Below are 19,142 nucleotides of genomic sequence, written 5' to 3'. Positions count from 1 at the left end.
TGCGTACTAGCGGGACACTGGATGCGTGTCGGTTCGGGTACTCGGCCACCAGCTTGCTCTGCCGACAAGTGTGGCGATGGTCGGCACAACGATGGTGCGGACGATGAAGGTGTCGAGCAGCAGGCCGATGCCGATGATGAGTCCGACCTGGGTCATGATCGAGATGGATCCGGCCATGAGTCCGAACATGCTGGCAGCGAAGATGAGGCCGGCCGAGGTGATGACTGATCCGGTGTTGGTGACGGTTCTCAGGACGCCGATGCGGATGTTGTTTTGGGATTCTTCGCGTAGGCGAGAGATAAGAAGCATGTTGTAGTCGGCGCCGACCGCGACGAGGACTATGAAGGCCAGTAGTGGTACGGGCCAGGCGATATCGGTTTTGAGGATGTGTTGAAAGATCAGGACACCGATACCCAGTGCCGCGGTGTAGTTGAGTATGACGGTGCCCAGAAGGTATAGCGGCGCGATGAGTGCTCGGAGTAGGAGTATCAGGATCAGGCCGACGATGGTGAGGGTGGCCAACGCTAGGAGTCGGAAGTCTTCGGTGAGTAGACGTTGCAGATCGGCGTTGATGGCGGGGAACCCGGCTATCGCGATGTTGGAGTCCTGCAGGGTTGTGTTCGGTCTGGCGGCGAGTGCGACATCGGTGATTGTGTCGGCCAGTTGCATGGCCTCGGTGCTGTAGGGGTCGAAGCTGGTTTGTATTGCGTAGCGCACGGTATGGCCGTCGGGCGAGACGAACTGGCGAGCGACGTCGACGAAACGGCGGTCTGCGTTGGCCTGAGGTGGGAGGTAGAAGCCGGTTGCTGAGTTTGTTCCGGCGGTCTCGCGGGCGGAGGTTTGTAGTTGTGTGGCTAGCGCGGCCATCCCGGCGAGTTGTTGAAGGTTGCTGTCGATCAGCGCGGATACACCGGCGGCGAGTTGGCGTGATCCCGCCGCGAGTTGACTGATACCTGTTTGCAGTTGGGTGAGCTTGCCGGGAAGGTCTTGGCTGCTGATGCTTCCCAGCGTGGAGCCCAGTGAGTTGACGGTGGAAGTGAGTTGGTCGGTGACTGTTGAGATCGGTGTATCCAGCTGCGCGAGTTGTGTTGACAGCGTGGCGATCTGGTCGAGGGTCCCGTTGCTCAGTAGGGCGTCGAGATTGCGGGTCTGCGCGCGCAGAGCTGCGCACTGCGGGACTTGGGTGCACCAGGGCGCATTATCGAGGATGGGCAGGATCGAGGTCACTGTTGCCAGGGCTGCAGATGTTTGGCGGGTGAGCGCGGCCAGCTGTGGGGCATTCTGAGAAGCGCGATCGAGCGCTGGTGCAGATGCGGCGAGTTGGCGGAGTATCGGCTGGTACTGCTGAATTTGCTGCCCTGCTGTGCTTGCCTGATCGAGGATGCCGGCCAGGGGGGCCAAGTTGGTGCGTACCTGGGTGTCGAGCTGAGTAAGCCCGTCGGCGAGTTGGAATGCGCCGGTACGGAGCTGTTCGAGGTCACCTCGGCGGTTCTGGCCATCGTCGACCGCACCCGCCAGCCGGTCCCCGATCTGACCGTTCTGCCAGGACAGCTCGGCTTGCTCGAGCTTGTCCCCGGTGGGACGGGTAACACCGATGACTCGAGTCACTCCGGGGATCTGGGATACACGTGAGGCCATTTGCTCAAGATCGGCCAGCCCGCTGGCAGTACGGAGATCGATCGGTGCATCTACAACGAGGAACTCAGTGATAGTGACGTCTTGAGGGAAATGACGGTCGAGCAACGCGTAGCCTTCGTTGCTGTCGGTTGTCGCGGGCTGCCCCTCACGATCGTCGAAGGTGATCTGGATGCCCATCGCGAAGACGCTAAGCACGATTAGCCCGACCAGGGTTAGTGCCAGCAGAGGCACAGGACGCCGCACGACGAGCACGGCGACGCGATTCCAGTACTTTCGGGTCAGATCTCGTCTGGGTGCGCCCCAGCCGAATCGCGCCGCCCACAGCAACACCGGTGGTAGCAGGGTGACCGTGGCGAGGAATCCGATGAGGATGGCGATCGCGCATGCCGGACCCAAGGTGGAGAACACGCTCAGCTGACCAAACACCATCGCCAAAAAGGCCAGCGCCACCGTGGCAGCTGAAGCCAGGATGACCCGTCCGATAGTTGCTGTCGCGTCCACGAGCGCAACCTCAGTGGTAGCGTCCTGGCGTAGCCGTTCGTGATAGCGACTGATGAAAAAGACTGAGTAGTCGACCCCGGCTCCGAGCAGGATGACGGTCATGAACGCGACGGTGAACTGCGATACCGGCATACCGAGTTCGCCGAGTGCGGACAAGACCCCGCGGCCCACGCCGAGGCTGACACCGATCACCAACAACGGCACCAGCGCGGTGAACAGCGATCGGTAAACGATCAACAGAATGATCGCGATAAGCGCCACCGTCGCCACAGTGATCACGACTAAATCGCTTTCAGCACTGACGATCTGGTCACTGAAAGTGGCCGTCGGCCCGGTGACATGGACAGTGGTGTCCGTACCGTCAAACACGCGCTGCGCGGTTTGGCGCACGGTCTCCACAGCATGCGTGGCCGTTGGCCCTCCCAAAGTTCCGGTGACCCCGACAGGCAAGTACCAGGCTTGCCCGTCCTCACTCAAGGCCTGGCCGGCCGTCGTCGGATCGGAGAGCAAATCCCGCACTGACTGCACATCGTCGAAATTTTCGCGCAACTGCAGAACGAGCATGTCGTAGCGTTCCCGCGCCACGTCGGTGAACCCGTTCGGGTTCTCCATGGTCACGAAAACAGTGGTCTTGGCGCCCTTCTCACCGAACGCACCACCCATCTGATCGAGTGCTTGAAACGATGGAACCCCAGCAGGGATCGGATCAACAGACTGCTGCCGCACCACCGTCTCCAGCTGGGGAAACAGTATCGCCAAGACGATACCCACAGCCACCCACGCCCCGATGACGAGGAATCTGTGCGCCAAGGTGAACCGTGCCAACCGCCCCAATGTCGTGCTGTACTCGCTGCGTTCCGCCAACCGGCGCGCCGCCAAGCGCCCACCACTTGGACGTTGGACCACCATACGCAGCACCTCACCCTCGACCCAGCCCGTCTACGAAACCGACGGTATCGTTACGGTACTAGCAGTACCGTAGATGGGGAAGGAGGTCAGGAGGTTTGGTGTCGCCGGTGGGCCATGAGGAAATCGTCGACAAGCTGTTCGAGATCGCCAACGGTCATCGACCGAATGCCCGTGAGCTTGGCAAAGACAAGGGGGCCCGCCAGTTGAGTGACTGCCATGGTCAAATCGAGGTCGCCGAGCTCCGCCGTGGCCACGTCACTCGTCAAAACTCGATCGAATGGTTCTCGATACTGCTCGACGACTCGACGACGCAGTGGCGCGAGCGCGTTCTGATCCCCGTCGGATTGCCCGGATTGCCGGGGCTGCTCGGGAAGCATTGCCAACCATGCCAGCGTCGTCAACTGCAGCGGTGCCTGCTCAATAAGCTCAGCCTGCCGCTGCATCAGCTTCAGCAGGTCATCACGGATCGACGTCGTCGTCTCGGGGGTCTCGGCCTGAGGCAACAATCGCTCGAAGGCAGCCGCCACCAGATCTGTGGAGCTCTCGAAGTGACGATACAAGGTGGTGCGAGCAACACGAGACAGTCGAGTGACCGCCTCCACGGTAACGGCTTCGACCCCGCCACTGTTCAGCAAGGTCACCGCAGCATCCAACAAACGCTGACGCGACCGAACCCGCCTCGGGTCAACATCGTCGGAATCGATGGTTTCCACCTGGCCACTCCCTATATAGCCAAAATCACGAACCCCTGACTGCACAACAATACCGTCGGTAACAGAGCGAAACTGCCAGTGGCGGTACCGATTGAAGGCTCAGAAAGGTCACTTATGAGGGGCGACAAACCACTACCAGCACACGCACCATGGTGCATGGGATGCGGCGAAGACAACCCCAATGGCCTGCACCTCGAGGTACACCTGCACGGCGACCACGTCTACGCCGACCTGCAATTCGACGAGCGCCACTCAGGAGCCCCGGGACTCGCCCACGGCGGAGCCATCTCAGCGGCATGCGATGACATCATGGGTTTCACCCTGTGGATCGCCGAGACACCCGCAGTCACCCGAACCCTCACCGTGGAGTATCGACGCCCGGTCCCACTGCACACCCCCGTGCACATCACCGCCTCCCTCGTCGACGAAACCGACCGCGCGCTCTTCATCGAAGCCAACGGTACTGTCGGCGACACAACCTATTTCGCCGCAGAAGCGGTCTTCGTAAAGGTCGACTTGAGTCATTTTCTTCGTCACGGAGACTGGGGCGCCACAGCAGACCTCATCACCAGATTCTTTCAGGCCGACTAGCGACCGCCAGGCACGCCACCAAGCAGAAGAGTCGCCCCGCATCCACCAGCTGGCCCATCCTTGCGCACCCGCATTGAGATCCACGACTGCCGGGTGGCGTCGGGCCTGGCCGGCAAAGTCGCATAGCCGGCAGTACGGCAGTACAGCAGTGTTGTGCCGGCTTCGCCGTCATCTGATCGGAGCGGCTTCGCCGCACTGTGGAGCCCTTCGGGCTGAGTTGGTTTGCGTTGCACCATCCATCCTTTTACCTCCAGTCCCGTGCCGCAAGGGCCGTGAAAAACTTCTCCGCCCTACGGGTTTCAGGCCTTCGGCCCGGACAACTTTTTCACTGTGAACACCCTTGCGGCCCGCTCCCTCCGGCAAAGACATGGCTAGTGCAAACGCAAACCAGCACTCACAACGGGAGGGGTCACCATGACCAGCGCCACCGTCTTTCAACTGTGCAATAGCTGCGCCGTCGCCGTCGCCTACGGCGACATGAGCGGACTGGACACCGAGAACACCGCCGAGGTCCTGGCCTTCATGGATCACCACGGCCTGCTCGTCGTCGCTGACGACATCGACCCGCCCGGCTCCTGGCTCTGCGAATGCTGCGGCCTGGACCAACTCGGTGCAGCACGCACATTCGCCCACCACTAGAAACCTCCGCGACGGACACGTTCCGTACACGGGCAGAAGAAAACCCGGTCAGCAGCTACCTGACCGGGGTCTCACCACAAAGAATAAGGGAGAACCCCAATGGCAGACAACACCACCACCGCGACCATTCCCACCGGGGAGCTGCGCACCCTGGACCCGCACGAGCTGGTCATCGGTGACAACATCCGCACCGACGCCGAGGCCAAGCTGACCGCCGATTTTGTCGCATCCGTGAAAGACGGCCTGCTCTCACCGATCCTGGCCACCGACACCGGCGATGCCGTCGTAGTGCGCGACGGGCAGATGCGCACCCTGGCCGCACGCCAGGCCGGACTGACCACAGTGCCGGTCTACGTCCTTCCCGCGACCGCCGACGAATCCGACACCGAGCAGCTCCGGGCGCGCGTGATCGACCAGTACAAGGCCAACGAGCACCGCACCGACCTGACCGCCTCCGAACGAGTCGAGGCGATCGCACAGTTGTCGCTGCACGGAGTGTCCCCGACACGCATCGCCAAAAGCCTCGGACTCAACAAGAAGAAGGAGGTCGACCCGGCGATCGCGGCCGCGAAGTCGCAACACGCCAAGGACGCCCTCGACGCCGACACCCTGACGCTGGAACAGGCAGCTGTGCTCGCCCAGTACGACGACGAGCCCGAAGCTCAAGACGAGCTGATGGAATCGTTGCGGTGGGGACGGTTCGAGCACACCGCCGCCCACCTGGCCGCAACCACCGCCGAGCGTGCCGCCGCCAAAGCCCAGGCCGAGCAGTACACCGCCGACGGGATCGCCGCCACGCTGCGCCACCCCAGCCACGCCGACACCGCCGAACGCCTCTCGGTCCTCGTCGACGCCAACGGTGCGCGAGTCACCGACATCGAACAGGTACCGCACGAGCAGCGCCTTGCCTACGTGCACGCCTCAACCACCGAAACCTGGACCGACACCGACGGAAACGAGGTCGACGAGGATCTCATCGACTGGTCGCTGGAGGACGAAGAGGACCCCGAAGCAACCCCCGATGACGGTCTGCGCGACCCGCGTACGCTGACCCGCCACGAGCACGTCGAGGTCGAAACCACCTGGTGCGTAGCTGATCCCGCAGCGCTCGGTTGGTCGCGCTACAGTTTCATCCCCACTGGCAACACCAGTGACGAGCAGGTGCCACAGGACACGCAAGCCAAGTCCGACGAGCGCCGCCAGGTCATCGCCTTGAACAAACTCGCTCTCACCGCGACCGAGGTGCGCCGACAGAAGGTGACCGAGTACCTGTCACGCAAGACCTTGCCCAAGGGCAAAGCAGGCGCGGTCGCAGCGTTCCTGGCCGAAACGATGTGGCAGTACCACGACCTGCTCGGCTACAACCGTGCTGACGGCTCCGCACGCGCGCTCGCAACCGCGTTCCTGGGCGACACCGCGCCGCTCGCAGCGCTCGATGGCGCCAGCGCCGAACGCCGCCAGATCATCAACCTGGCCATCGCTCTCGGCGCGCACGAGGCCGACATGCCGAAAACCGCGTGGCGCGAAACCGATCGCAGCTACACCAGCCACCGCCCGGTCTACCTGCGGCTGCTGGTCGACGTGTTCGGCTACACGCTTTCCGAGATCGAGGAAGTCATCGCGGCCGATAAGCAGGCCGCAGACATCGACCTCACCTGACCGGCGGTGGTGGGGCGGACCCGCGAGGTCCGCCCCACCACCGCCGCACCACCCCCTCTCCCCACCGCTCACAGAAGGACACCCAATGACCCGCGCACACACCATCCCCGTCATCGCCGATCAACTCGACCACCGAGCAGCCACTCTTGCCCTGGCCCGCATCATCACCATCCTCGGCGCCAGCCCCGACTGGAACGCCGACACCATCGATGCCGTCCGTGACGCGATCGTTCCGGTTCACGCCGCCAGCGGACTGCCCACTTTCGCCGACGCCGACCACCGCGCCGTCGCCTTCTGGCACGGAGTAGCGCAATGACGGGCCTGTTCCCCGACTGCCCACTCCCCGGCTGCATTAACCTCACTCACCGACAAGGACATCCCTGCCGCCAGTGCCTGGCCAGTTTCGGCGACTTCCTCGCCCATACCCCCGCCGGCACCCCACTGACCGCCGCCGTTCAGCAGCAGCGTGACCGCGACACGATTGCCGCCTACCGCGCGCAACACGAACCGGCCGTCGAACGGTCGCTGGCGATCGAGGCCGGTCAGCAAACCAAACCGAATCAGCTGTGCTGGCTGTGCGATGAGCGCCGCGCCTGCGTCAGGGTCGCCGGCCGATGGGAATGCGGCCAGTGCCGCCACATCGCCGGCTGAGGCGAAAGCGCCGAAAGTCGGGGCGGCCGGCGGCCGCACAGAGTTGTCCTCGGGGCCGGTGGCTACGCTGCGCTGCGCCACCGGCCCCGAGGAAGGCTCCCAGTTGGGTGGGTGGTCACCAACTTGCGCGCGCACGTCGACCAAGTGTGACCGACGGGGACCCCCGACCTGTCAACCCACGCCTGGTGACTTCCGCGTGTTCTCCGCTGCGCTCCGCCCACGCGCTCCGACCAATTCGGCACACCGCACTCGCTGCGCTCGCAGCCGAATTGGCCTCCGGCACACCAGGCTCTCCGGGGTTGACAGCCCACCCCCGCCGGTCCCCCAGGTCTTCGACGTCCGCCACACCGGCGGACACCAACCGAAAGGATCGCCATGCGATACATCCCCAGCGCCACCGTCACCTCCGCCGCCACCGGCAGCGTCGCCAACATCCTCTGGATCGCCGCCGACCTCACCGTCACGAATCCCGAGATCGCAGACCCCATCCGGGAAGCCGCCGCCCAGCTCATTGCCGGCGGCAGCACCACAGCACGCCACGGCCAAGCCGCGGTCGAGCTCGCCGCGATGATCGCGGCCTCCCGGCACCCGAACCTCGCCGGCAACGCCGACGAGGCCGACTGGGCAACGTGGCACCGGCAGCTGACCGAACCGTGGCCGATCCTCGCCGACGCGGCCGCGACCGCCGCCCGAATCGGCGGGTTCGAAGCGAACATCACCCCAGGGCGGTGGACGCTCTAACACCAACAGCACCGGGTCCGGGGTCGTCGCCACCAGACGGCCCCGGACCTGCGTGTTTCACCTCCCGGCACCAGCCCTACAACGGAGCGGCCTGTCGGCCGCACAGTGTTCTCCCTCCCCTCCGGGTCGGGAGTTCGCGAGTTGGGTGGGTGGTCACGTTTGTGTGTGCGTACGTCGCCCCAATTGTGACCGGCCGGGGACCCCGACCTGTCAACCCACGCCTGGTGACTTCCGCGTGTTCTCCGCTGCGCTCCGCCCACGCGCTCCGACCAATTCGGCAAACCGCACTCGCTGCGCTCGCAGCCGAATTGGCCTCCGGCACACCAGGCTCTCCGGGGTTGACAGCCCACCCTCAGCCGCCCCCAAAGGGCTCCGACGTCCGCCACCCCGGCGGACCGAAATCGAAGGAGCTCGCAATGAACAACACCGCCTCGACGATGCCTCGTCTGCGCGACCAGCTCACCACGCAGGGCGTGGTGTCGCGCCTCGTCGTCACCATGACCGGGCGCCAGGACTACCGCATCACCACCACCGCCGCCAGCACCGACTCCGCGGCACTACAGCTCGAACTGCCCGACCTCGTCATGCAGTTCACCTCAGCAGAGCAGGTCCAACACCTGCTCGGCTTCGTCGCCTTCGGCGTCCAAGCGAGCATGGGCATGGTCACCAACTACGCCCAGTACGATCCGACGCCCCAGCAGGTCGCGCGGATGCGCAACACCGTCACCTGGATCGCCACGCCCACCGGCACCGCGACCCGAGAGCAGATGACCCACACGGTCATCAAAGGCCAGACCATCCCCTACCTGACCCTCGTCTTCGACCCGGTCGCACTGCGCGTGCTCGACACCACCGCGCTGCGCTCGCTCATCGACGCGCTGCGCACCGCGCACCGCACCGCGATCGCCGTGTTCCCCGACGGGCGGCAGTACACCGCCGACCCCACCCGACGGGACTGGAAGCCTACCGGCCCCGAGTTCGGGCGCCGCGGCCACGGCTGGACCACCCCCGACGAGGACGACTAGTTCTCCACAGGGGCGGCATCACTCCACAGATGCCGCCCCTCACCGGTCGCGGCACCCCACACCGGCGGTGCCGCGACCACAATCAGAACCATGATCACCTGGACCGTCACCACCTACACCCCCGACACCAACACCACCAGCACCGACCACGGTGCCGCCGACAACCGCGCCGACGCCACCAGCGAAGCCGCCGCCACCGCACGCCTCCAGCTCGACGACATCACCGCCGACGGCTGGACACTTCCCTACCTCGCCATCGTCATCGACGACGACATCGCCCTCATGCTCGCCATCGGCCGCGACAACGACGGTCGGCCCGACGTGGCGGCCGCATACCTGCACCTCGACGCCCTCGAGGCCGGCGCCGCCGAACCCGGGCGCATTGCCTGATAAAGCCAAGGACCGGGCCAGCCCAGGCCGGAGCTGGGACACCCGGCGGAAACGCCGAAGTGGACACCGTTACCGGAGGTAACGGCGCCCACCCGCCACGCTGCACGCTCTCGACCACCATGTTTGAATACTCAAACGCAATGACCCGCCCGGAAACGCTGGGAAAAAATCCCAAACGGGGCTAACGTTGCACATGGAAGGACAGGAGCGAAGGTTCATAACATTCGCTTCCCGCCCAACCACAACGCATCATCAACGACATTTGCTCAGCACCACGGCCACACGTGCCAGCCATGCCGAACAACGTCAACGAGAAGCCTGATCACCTGGACACCGGTTGGTAGCCACTTCGCCCAGTCGATCGGGCTTTTCTCTTGTCTCCGACGCACACTCACCACCTCCTTCTAACCTTCAGGCCCCCCGCGGGAGGGCCTGAGTCGAGCGTTCGGTGGCTAGTTCAAAGGATACGAGCGCCCATGCTGCAAAATCGCGTGCAAGTCGACCTGGGCCGCTACACGTAACAACGTGTTTACATGCGCGAAATATTTACGCGGGCTAGCGAGAGAAATCCCAGGTCAGTCACGCCCCGGCCCTGCGACACACGAAGCGCGACACGCCGATATTGCAGGTGGCAATTGTTAACTACGTGTGCTACAGAGCGATGGTCCACGCCTCGAACGACCGCCCTGTGCTGCCGCGACACCAAGCCCTCCCGCATCTGCGTCGCTCCCGCACAATCACCCTGACTGCCAACCCTGTTTGAGGTGGCAGGCCCAGACCCGACGTGCTGTCAGTACAGCAGTACGGCAATCCGGGTGCCGGCGTGGCCAGCATCTGAACCGACGCGGCTACGCCGCGACAGAAATGTCAGGCGATGGGGTTTGTCCGCCCCCATCCATTCTCTGCCCTCTGGTCGTAACCATCAAGGCGCACAAAACTTTCCGCCGACCACAGGTCGCTACGCTCCCCTGCGGAAACTTGTGTGCTTCCTCCTTGACAGTTCCTCCCGCCGGGAAGAGATGGCTGGTGTCAAACAAACCGCACCACCGCGACCACGGAGGGGACACCATGAGCCGCACACCCAAGCCGACCCGCGAACAGCGCGCCGCCGCACGCCGCGAGCTGGCCGCCGAGCTGCACGCCACCATCGCGACGAAGATGGAAACGCTCACCCGCACCGAAGAGTGGGCCGCATTCCTCGACTACGCCACCAAGTTTCACGCCTACAGCCTCAACAACCTTCTGCTCATCCTCGCCCAGCGCCCCGACGCCTCCGAAGTCGCCGGATACAACAAATGGCTCGAACTCGGCCGCCACGTCCGCGCAGGTGAGAAAGCGATCCGCATCCGTGGATTCAGCAGCCGCAAAGTGACCGAGGTCGACACCGACACCGGCGAGGAAGCTGACCGCAAGGTCGCCACCTTCCCGATCCTGTCCGTGTTCGACGTATCCCAAACCGACCCCAACACCGAAGTCACCGACTGGATGCGCAAGAAGAACCCCAACGCCCGCCTCTGGGTCGACGTCGACCAGCCCGTGCAGAAGCTGACCGGAGACGACCCCGCCGACATCTACACCCGCACCCGCGACCACCTCACCGACCTCGGCTGGACCGTCACCCGCGAGCCGATCCCCGGCGCCACCAACGGCTACACCACCACCGACGGCAGCCGCCGCATCGTCGTCGACGACGCCCTGGCCCCCGCCCAAGCCGCCAAAACCATCATTCACGAGGCCGCCCACGCACTGATGCACGAGGACATCGAGTCCGCCGACTACATCGAGCACCGCGGCCGCTGCGAAGTCGAAGCCGAATCGGTCGCCTACATCGTCGCCGGGATTGCTCGGACTCGACACCAGCAGCTACAGCATCGGATACATCGCCAGCTGGTCCGACGCCAAACCTGAACTCATCGCCGAAACCGCGTCTCGCGTCCTGTCGACCGCCCGAGACCTCGCCAATCAGATCGACCCCGATACCGACACAGAACACACCGCCGCATGACCCGGCGGGTGCCTGTCCATCACACGGACGGTCAGGCACCCGGCCGGGCTGCGGCCGTCTGAGACGGAGCGGCCTGTCGGCCGCGCTGTGTCATCCCTCCCCTCCGGGTCGGGGGAGTTCGAGCAGAAGGAAGTTGCCGGCCGCCGCCGGCAACTGGACCGACGCGGCTGCGCCGCGACAGCGATCTCAGGCGATGGGGGTTTGTCCGCCCCCATCCATTCTCTGCCCTCTGGTCGTAACCATCAAGGCGCACAAAACTTTCCGCCGACCACAGGTCGCTGCGCTCCCTGCGGAAACTTTTCCGCTTCCTCCTTGACAGTTCCTCCCGCCGGGAAGAGATGGCTGGTGTCAAACAAACCGCACCACCGCACACCAGGAGGACAACATGGCCCGCCAGACCCGGCAACGGCGCTCAGCGTGACGTGTTCAGCCGGACGAGCCGCGCACATCAGAACCCGAGCACTGTCCGCGCGGCCAAGCGCCAGGCCAACCGTCAGGACCGCGCCACCGCACGGCGCGCGATCGCCGAACAGCTCTGACCCACCACTCGAAAGGACCACCGCCATGAGCACCAACCGCGCCGCCCTCGCCACCACCACTGTCACGCTGTCTGATGGCCGCACCGGTCACATCGTGGGATACGTCGAGGCATTCCCGAGCCACCCGGCCGCCGGCACCATCGCCGCGCCGATCCCCGGCACCGATGAACCCATCACCGCCGCCGTCGACGTGTTCGCGCTGGTATCGGTGCAATGGGCAACCGAGATCATCAACGTCGACCTGCACACACTCGAGGCGACGACTACGTACGCAGAGGGCATGTTGGGCACCCCACGCGGCACCAGCTGGTACCTCGCACCAGTCGAACCCACACCGAACGGATACGCCACCGTGCGTGGATTCGCCGCCAGCGCCACAACCGCCCAGGTCCCCGCAATTCTCGGCATCACCGACGCCCGCCAGGTTGAAAGTGCACGACCACCCGCTGTGGTGACCCACTGACCCCCGGTGTGCCCCGGCCGGAACCAACAGTCCCCGGGGCACACCGGCACCCAACCGACCACCGCACACCAGGAGGACAACACGATGAACCGCAGCTACACACCAGCCCAGATCCCCGCCGACTACCACCACACCAGCGCCGGAATCCTTTGGACCGCAGCCAATATCGCCGCCACGCGCGATGACGACCGCGACGCTCTCACCGCAGCCATCCGCGAGCTCGACGCGCCCGAGCACAGCGCCAGCCTCGCCGAGCGCGCCGCCATCGGCTACGCGCACCGCGCAGCCAGCCCCTACGACCTCGACCCCACCGCACCCGGTCACCGCTGGGCCACCTGGCAAGACGCCCTCACCGACCCCTGGCAAGTCCTCGCCGACGCCGCCACCGCCTACAGCGACCCCGGCGACGAGCGCGAAGGACTCACCCCCGGCCGCTGGACCCCCGCCGCCTGACCCGACCAACGCTAAGACGTATTCGAGAGGACGCCATGACCATCACGATCAGCCACACACCCGACGACGGCACCCTGGTCGACGGGACCAGCCGAGGAGACGGCACCAACACCATCCTGAAAGCCTGCGGATTCCGCTGGTTTCGCACCCTGGGCATGTGGGGCATCCCCAACAGCCGCGACCGCCAACCGAACCGGCACAAGATCGACCACGCACGCCGCGCCCTCACCGACGCCGGCCACCAGGTCACAGTCGAGCTCGACACCAGTTTTCGCGACACAGCCACCGTCGAGGCCGACAAAGCCGAACGCCAGCACGCCCGCGCCGCCGCACTCGAGGCCAAAGCCGACCGACACCGCGACCGCGCCGACGCAGCATGGGACGCCGACCGCCGCGCCACCGCAGCGCTGCCGCCCGGAGGGGAGCCGATCAAAATCGGCCACAGCAGCGAAGCGCGGCACCGCCGCGCCATCGACAACGCACACGCCAAACTCGGGCAGGCCGTGGCCGCCGAGAAGCAGGCCACCGAGACCGCACGCCGCGCCGACGTCGCGGCCGAGGGAACTGCACGCCGCAACAACCCGCGCACTGTCGCCAACCGCATCGAGAAACTCGAAGCCGACCAGCGCCGCGACGAACGTGCCCGAGATGGCTACACGCGCACCCTCTACACCACCAGCAGCGGCCAGAAAGTCTGCGATACCACAGCGCCGGCCACCGGCACCTACCGCGAGCAGCTTGACGCCCGGATCGCCCAACGCGCCGACGAGATCGCCCACTGGCGCCAGGTCCGAGCCGAGCAGATCGCCACCGGCCAGGCCGGCGACTACGGCCCGGACACCATCGCCAAAGGCGACCAGGTCCGTACCCGTTTTGACGACTGGTGCACCGTGCTGCGCGTCAACAAGAAGACCGTCAGCGTCGAAACCCGCGCACCGTTCGGCGGCCGCACGATCCGGGGCACCCTGCCGTACCAGAACATCACCGGACACCGACCCGCCAGCGCCACAACCGATCTCGACACCAGCACCCGGTAGCCCGCCGGGCATCGAGCCCGGCGGGTCGGACGCTTCGCGGCCCCACTCACCCAGTGCGGACCCGCTACGACACCATCGCCGTTTCCTGCACCCGCCAATTCTCACTGACGTGGCCGCCTGCTCTGTCAATCCGTTTCGGACGAAGAACCGGCACGCGCTGCGCGTCGCGCCGCTCCACTCCGCTTATTTCGCACCGGTTTTTCACCCTGCACTAAATGGGCTCTTCCTAATTCAGAGTGCGCGCAGGCTTTCTGCGAGTTGGCCGGAGTGGATGAGTGACCGCAAGATGTAGTGGGTGAGGTTGCGAAACCCGAGCGCGATACCCCGGAGGTGCTCGAGGCGCCCGTTGATGGCTTCGACGGGGCCGTTGGAAGCGCCGGTGTCGAAGTAGGCGAGGATCTCGGCACGTCGGGCCCACAACGACCGTCCGAGTTGAGCCACCTCCGCGAGGCCGGCCGGTAGGCCGGTGTGGATGCGTTTGAGCAACTTGTACATCGCGATCTTCCCGTCCCGCTTGTTCGGCTGGTCATAGGCCTCGATCAGGTCCTGATAGATCGCGTAGGTGATGGCCACCGCCACATGCTCGTCGTGGGCGTCCAGACCCGTGCGTAACCGGGTCTTCTGTTTGTCGGTGAGCAGCCCGATCCGGGTCAGCAGGGTCCGGCGGATACCGTAGAGCGGATCCCCGGACCGTCCCCGGTGCCCGCACGTATCCTGTTGCACGCGTTGACGACACAGGGTGAGTTTGTCCGCGGCCAGATGCACGACGTGGAACGGGTCCATCACCGCACGCGCCTTGTCCAGGGACTCTGCGGTCGCGGTGCGATAGCCGGCGAACCCGTCCATCGTGACCACCCGGATACGATCGCGGAACGCCTGATCCCGCGCGTCGAGCCAGTCCTTCAACGCGGCTTTGGAGCGCCCGGCGACCATATCCAACAACCGGGCCGGACCGGTACCGTCCACGATCGGGGTCAGGTCGACAAGGACGGTCACGAAACTCGAATCACCCTGGCCGCGAACATGTTTCCATTTGTGTTCGTCCACGCCGAGAACGCGGACGCCGGCGAGGCGTGCGGGTGCGGCGGCCAGCGTCTGGGCCGCCTCACACGCCAGGGTGTTGACGGTGTTCCAGCTCAACCCCACCGCGACCGCCGCCGCGGTGACCGACATCTTGTCGCAGATCATCGACCGCAGAATCCAGGTCGTGGTGCGGCGGGTGACCTGCGCCCGCGGGGCCACGATCGCGCTCAGGTCGGCGCGGAACACCGACGTCGAGCAGGCGTCGTTGCCGCATGTGTAGCGCGGCACCGTCAGGTGCAGCCGGGTCGGGTGCCCGACGATCGGTAGATCGGCGACCTCGCGGTCGACATGATCACGCAGCCGACCCCCCTGCCCGCAGGACGGGCAGCTCTTCTTCGGGTCCAGGAGCTGGCAAAACAAGTGGGTACGGTCCTCACCGTCGATGGCGGCGTCGGTGATCGTCACCCCCAACTCGATGGTGCGGCAAATCGTGTCGGCAAGAGCGCTACGCTGCGTCATGGGTCCTGTGAGTGTTCGGATGAGTGTGTAGGAGCTTTCATCTTCACACCACAGGACCCGCCCACATCACGCGGCTCACACCCGCAAATCCGACCTACATCTTGTGGTCGATAGAACCTGTTTCACGCACCGTCAATCCTGAAGAGCCACTAAATGGACAGAGCAGGCGTCCACGAATGGGCGGCTAATAATCAGGAAATGGCACTTATCCAGGCACAAAAGAATACCAAACATGTTGTATCGCAACACTATTCGCGGTAGAATGGGCACTACAGAGTAAACTTCGCGACTCGCACAGAATGGATACGGAAATGAGCGACAACAGCACCACCATCACCGTCTACACCAAACCGGCGTGCGTGCAATGCAACGCCACCTACAAAGCGCTCGAGAAGGCCGGCCTGGAATACACCATCGTCGACATCAGCACCGACACCGACGCCCGCGACTACGTGATGGGCCTGGGATACCTGCAAGCCCCGGTTGTGGTCGCCGGCGACGATCACTGGTCCGGTTTTCGTCCGGACCGCATCAAGCACCTCGCCGCCGCCGTTGCCTGACAGGAGGATTCACCGATGAGCATCGACTACACCGAACGCGCCGCCCGGTACTGGGCACAGTCCGAGCAGGCTTACGCCGACGGAGATCCCCGCCTCGGTGACGACCTCGCCGATCTGGCCGCCCAGTGCGACCAGTGGGCGCACGAAGACCTGACTGGCGTCAGAGCCCGGGCTAGCTGACCATAGAAGGAGTGAGGACGGTGACCGTCATGATCGACACACCCCGCAGCACCGAAGAGCACACCGAGGACAAGGCAGTAGCCACCTCGGCAATCGAGCCGCTACCCGAACTCGAAACCGTTACCGCCGGTGATGATCCCACCCGATACGGCTTCCTCGACGCCACCGAGGACATCGACGCGGCCCTCGACCTCGAGCTGGCGTTTCTTGCTGCTCTGCTCTACGCACCACCCGCGATATCCCACGCCGTCATCACAGCTCTGATCGGCACCCGCACCGAACCCGGCAACAACCCCACCGTCCTGCCGGCCGACACCACCCTGTTCCTCGGTCCCGCCACACGCCGCATCTTCGAGACCGCGGTCGCGCTCATCGACGAAGGAACACCCGCCACACCGCAGCTTGTGCAGGCACGCCTCACCGACAACGGCGCCCACCGTCAGACCAAAGGCGCCCTGCTCGACATCGTCGCCCCCGCGACCCCGCGGCCGAGCGTGGCCGGCGGCGCAGATCTCCCCCACCTCGCCGCTGCGCTTGTCGATGCCTGGTACCGCCGCGGCTACCTCGCCCTCGTGACCCGGATGCACCAGATAACGACGAGCCGACCTGTCGACGAACTCGCGGGCCACTGGGCCGCACTCACCACTCACCAGCAGACCGCCGAGCGCCGCCGGCTGGCAGTGCGCGACACTCTGGCCCGCATCTGAAAGAGGACCTGGCAGTGACCACCGAACGCAACGACGACGAACAGAACGAGGACCTCGCCGCGGACCTCCGCGACCACGGCCACACTTGGGCCGAGATCGCCGCGGCCGTCAACCTCACCCCCTACGCCGCGCAACAGGCCGCCAACAGGGCTGACCGGCGCGCACGCACGCGCGCCGAACGCGACCAGATCGCCCTGTTCTGACCAACCACCGCGTGGCCGAGACCGCACCGCAACGGCGGAGATATGCAGTAAAGTGCTAGTTGTGACTGGTTGACCCGAGCCGGCCGCAACACGCGCGGCCCGTTCACCGAACAGGATCGCTGGGCGGATGTCCCCACCTTGACTGGTTGGGACATCCGCTTTTTCGCTGTCTGCACGGATTTTTCCAACGTTGCCGGGGATGCACTTGCAATCAAGCAAACTAGAATTATAGTGATGGTCAGCAATGATTTATAGCGCATCTCACACCGGAGGCATAGTAGTGAACGACCACCAGCACCGCCGCGTCATGGTCGCGGCAATGGGAGCTGCCTTGACCGTGGCTCTGGCCGCGCAAGCGGCCCCAGCCGGCGCCGAACCCTCGCCGCAGATCCCGCAGGGCGATACCTCGCCACAGACCCCGCAAGGTGACACGTCCCCGCAAACCCCGGAAACCCCAGCTCCGGCACCGGCGCCGAGTGCGCCGTCCTATGTGCCCGAGCAGCGTGTGGTTCCTATCTCGCCGCCCTCCACCGACTACTGGCAGCCGGTTCCTGAGCCGCAGTACTCGACGCCCTACGACCCCACCTACGCACCGCCGCGCACCGCTCCGCGGCCGGCGCCGCGCGTTCCCCGCATCGCACCCGAACCGGAGACGCTGCGCGTGGGCAACCTCGTCGTCGACGAGGCCGACATCCCTGATGTGCCCAACAAGACGGCCCTCATCGGTTCCGGCAACGAGTGGTCGGCCTGGGCTGAGCAGGAGATCGCGAATCTGCTGCTGTCGATGGGTGTTCCGCGCGACGAAGCCACCCGCAAGGCCGCGGCCGCGGTGATCGGTGCCGTGGCCGGTGGTGCGCTCGGCGGCACCGTCGCCGCCACGGCAACCGCCCTGGTCGTCGGCTCGGTCGCCATCCCGTTGGCAACGATCATCGGCACTGGTATCGGCGCGGGTGTCGGCGCAGCACTACCCGCCCCTGCCCCCGGCATCAATGCTGGCCCGGGCGCGCTGATCGGCGCCGGAGCCGGTTTCGCCACCGGCGCTGCGATCACGGCTTTCTCCGCCGCAGCCGCAGGTGCCGGCGGCGCAGCTCTCGGCGCCGCCATCGGCGGCGGCCTGGCCTATGCGCTCGGCGCCGGTGACCCCGGAACCAGCCGCGAGCGCCCCGGCCTGCCCCTCACACAGGAACCCACCGACCCGACTCCGCCGCCGAATCCCACACCGCCGCCGCCGGACCCGGGAACCGACCAGTTCCGGCTCGACCTCCCGGCCGACCAGGCCGCCGACCTCGGACTGCCCGGAACCGATGTGTCCTACCAGGTCACCGGTGGCGGAGACGTTCAGGTCAGCGGCCACGCCGGCGGGCAGCAGATCACCGCCGGCTGGACTGCCGAGCAGGCCCAAGCCCCGCTCCGCGCTCTCGGACCGGCCGGCGCGCAAGCGCAGAAGGCCATCACCGACACCACGCGGGCAGTGACCGATGAGGTCGCCAAACATCTGCCCGGTGTGACCGTCGAATGGCCCCAACAGCGGTAGAACCCCGCCACCAACAGGACAGGAGGGCCACGGGTGAGCGACTGGATCACTGAGTGGGAGAAAGCATCCGGTAACACCGCAGCTCCCGATGCCACCCACCGAGACGACGTCGACGATGTCGACCAGCCGGTGCCTGCACCCGCCGACCTCCCGGCGGCAGCGCCAGCGGCGCCGACACCCGGGCGGCGCAAGGACCGCCGCCGACGGGTCGTCTACCCGGCCGCCATCATGTTCGCGGCACTGCTCGTCATCGTCGTCACCGCGAGCGCCCTGGTCGGGGGCTGCGGGGACGTCGACCCCCCCCCCCTCCGCCCCCCCCCCCCAGCGCCCCACCCGATCTCCACCCCAGCACCCGGTACCCCGCCGGGCATCGAGCCCGGGGGGTCGGACGCTTCGCGGCCCCACTCACCCAGTGCGGACCCGCTACGACACCATCGCCGTTTCCTGCACCCGCCAATTCTC

The 19,142-nt window shown here is 65.7% G+C and carries 20 protein-coding genes; 17 read left to right on the top strand and 3 right to left on the bottom strand.

Features of this window, described 5'->3' with window-relative positions:
* Positions 1-6: 6 nt before the first annotated feature.
* A complete protein-coding gene (locus AAFP30_RS27840) occupies positions 7-3,048 on the bottom strand; it encodes an RND family transporter (RefSeq protein ID WP_006896188.1) in 3,042 nt (1,013 codons plus the stop codon).
* An 86-nt stretch (positions 3,049-3,134) separates the two neighbouring features.
* Positions 3,135-3,761: a TetR/AcrR family transcriptional regulator gene (locus AAFP30_RS27835; RefSeq protein WP_006896187.1), complete on the bottom strand. Its 627-nt coding sequence runs from the start codon at positions 3,759-3,761 to the stop codon at positions 3,135-3,137.
* Between the two features lie 114 nt (positions 3,762-3,875).
* Between AAFP30_RS27835 and AAFP30_RS27830 the strand changes: the two genes are divergently transcribed.
* The 12 genes from AAFP30_RS27830 (at position 3,876) to AAFP30_RS27775 (ending at position 13,954) form a co-directional block, all read left to right on the top strand.
* Positions 3,876-4,352, top strand: a complete 477-nt coding sequence (locus tag AAFP30_RS27830; protein ID WP_006896186.1) for a PaaI family thioesterase — start codon at positions 3,876-3,878, stop codon at positions 4,350-4,352.
* A 414-nt stretch (positions 4,353-4,766) separates the two neighbouring features.
* The gene (locus tag AAFP30_RS27825) at positions 4,767-4,991 is read left to right on the top strand and encodes a hypothetical protein (protein WP_419233306.1); all 225 of its coding nucleotides are present in this window, start codon (positions 4,767-4,769) and stop codon (positions 4,989-4,991) included.
* A 99-nt stretch (positions 4,992-5,090) separates the two neighbouring features.
* On the top strand, positions 5,091-6,650 hold the full coding sequence (locus tag AAFP30_RS27820; protein WP_419233305.1) for a ParB/RepB/Spo0J family partition protein: 1,560 nt from the start codon (positions 5,091-5,093) through the stop codon (positions 6,648-6,650).
* 85 nt (positions 6,651-6,735) lie between these two features.
* The gene (locus tag AAFP30_RS27815; protein ID WP_419233304.1) at positions 6,736-6,966 is read left to right on the top strand and encodes a hypothetical protein; all 231 of its coding nucleotides are present in this window, start codon (positions 6,736-6,738) and stop codon (positions 6,964-6,966) included.
* The gene (locus tag AAFP30_RS27810; RefSeq protein ID WP_419233303.1) at positions 6,963-7,301 is read left to right on the top strand and encodes a hypothetical protein; all 339 of its coding nucleotides are present in this window, start codon (positions 6,963-6,965) and stop codon (positions 7,299-7,301) included. Before AAFP30_RS27815 ends, AAFP30_RS27810 begins: the two co-directional genes overlap by 4 nt.
* 375 nt (positions 7,302-7,676) lie before the next feature.
* Entirely contained in the window at positions 7,677-8,042 is a 366-nt protein-coding gene (locus AAFP30_RS27805) for a hypothetical protein (protein WP_419233302.1), read from the top strand.
* Positions 8,043-8,458: 416 nt separating this feature from the next.
* Entirely contained in the window at positions 8,459-9,067 is a 609-nt protein-coding gene (locus AAFP30_RS27800) for a hypothetical protein (protein WP_419233301.1), read from the top strand.
* A gap of 90 nt (positions 9,068-9,157) precedes the next feature.
* Entirely contained in the window at positions 9,158-9,457 is a 300-nt protein-coding gene (locus tag AAFP30_RS27795) for a hypothetical protein (RefSeq protein ID WP_419233300.1), read from the top strand.
* A gap of 1,068 nt (positions 9,458-10,525) precedes the next feature.
* Entirely contained in the window at positions 10,526-11,365 is an 840-nt protein-coding gene (locus tag AAFP30_RS27790) for an ArdC-like ssDNA-binding domain-containing protein (protein WP_419233299.1), read from the top strand.
* A gap of 661 nt (positions 11,366-12,026) precedes the next feature.
* Entirely contained in the window at positions 12,027-12,464 is a 438-nt protein-coding gene (locus AAFP30_RS27785) for a hypothetical protein (protein WP_419233298.1), read from the top strand.
* An 84-nt stretch (positions 12,465-12,548) separates the two neighbouring features.
* Complete coding sequence (locus AAFP30_RS27780) at positions 12,549-12,917, top strand: hypothetical protein (protein WP_419233297.1); 369 nt, start codon at positions 12,549-12,551, stop codon at positions 12,915-12,917.
* 35 nt (positions 12,918-12,952) lie between these two features.
* Entirely contained in the window at positions 12,953-13,954 is a 1,002-nt protein-coding gene (locus AAFP30_RS27775) for a DUF3560 domain-containing protein (RefSeq protein WP_419233296.1), read from the top strand.
* A gap of 231 nt (positions 13,955-14,185) precedes the next feature.
* On the opposite strand, the gene AAFP30_RS27770 is transcribed toward AAFP30_RS27775, so the two are convergent.
* Positions 14,186-15,496 carry an ISL3 family transposase gene (locus AAFP30_RS27770; protein WP_419233295.1) on the bottom strand — a complete coding sequence of 437 codons (1,311 nt, stop codon included), beginning with the start codon at positions 15,494-15,496 and terminating at the stop codon, positions 14,186-14,188.
* A 311-nt stretch (positions 15,497-15,807) separates the two neighbouring features.
* On the opposite strand from AAFP30_RS27770, the gene nrdH reads away from it, so the two are divergent.
* From nrdH to AAFP30_RS27745, 5 genes are all read left to right on the top strand, one after another.
* Complete coding sequence (nrdH, locus tag AAFP30_RS27765; RefSeq protein WP_419233294.1) at positions 15,808-16,056, top strand: glutaredoxin-like protein NrdH; 249 nt, start codon at positions 15,808-15,810, stop codon at positions 16,054-16,056.
* Positions 16,057-16,071: 15 nt separating this feature from the next.
* Entirely contained in the window at positions 16,072-16,236 is a 165-nt protein-coding gene (locus AAFP30_RS27760) for a hypothetical protein (RefSeq protein WP_419233293.1), read from the top strand.
* Positions 16,237-16,265: 29 nt separating this feature from the next.
* Positions 16,266-16,943: a hypothetical protein gene (locus AAFP30_RS27755; RefSeq protein WP_419233292.1), complete on the top strand. Its 678-nt coding sequence runs from the start codon at positions 16,266-16,268 to the stop codon at positions 16,941-16,943.
* Positions 16,944-16,957: 14 nt separating this feature from the next.
* A complete protein-coding gene (locus tag AAFP30_RS27750) occupies positions 16,958-17,146 on the top strand; it encodes a hypothetical protein (RefSeq protein ID WP_419233291.1) in 189 nt (62 codons plus the stop codon).
* Positions 17,147-17,465: 319 nt separating this feature from the next.
* Positions 17,466-18,680 (top strand): hypothetical protein, encoded by a 1,215-nt coding sequence (locus AAFP30_RS27745; protein WP_419233290.1) that lies wholly within the window; start codon positions 17,466-17,468, stop codon positions 18,678-18,680.
* Positions 18,681-19,142 lie beyond the last annotated feature (462 nt).

Origin of the sequence: Gordonia sp. CPCC 205515 (assembly GCF_048537925.1) — a bacterium.
Classification (GTDB): Bacteria; Actinomycetota; Actinomycetes; order Mycobacteriales; family Mycobacteriaceae; genus Gordonia.
The sequence above is the reverse complement of the archived record's forward strand: the minus strand, read 5'-3'. Positions and strand labels throughout refer to the sequence as shown.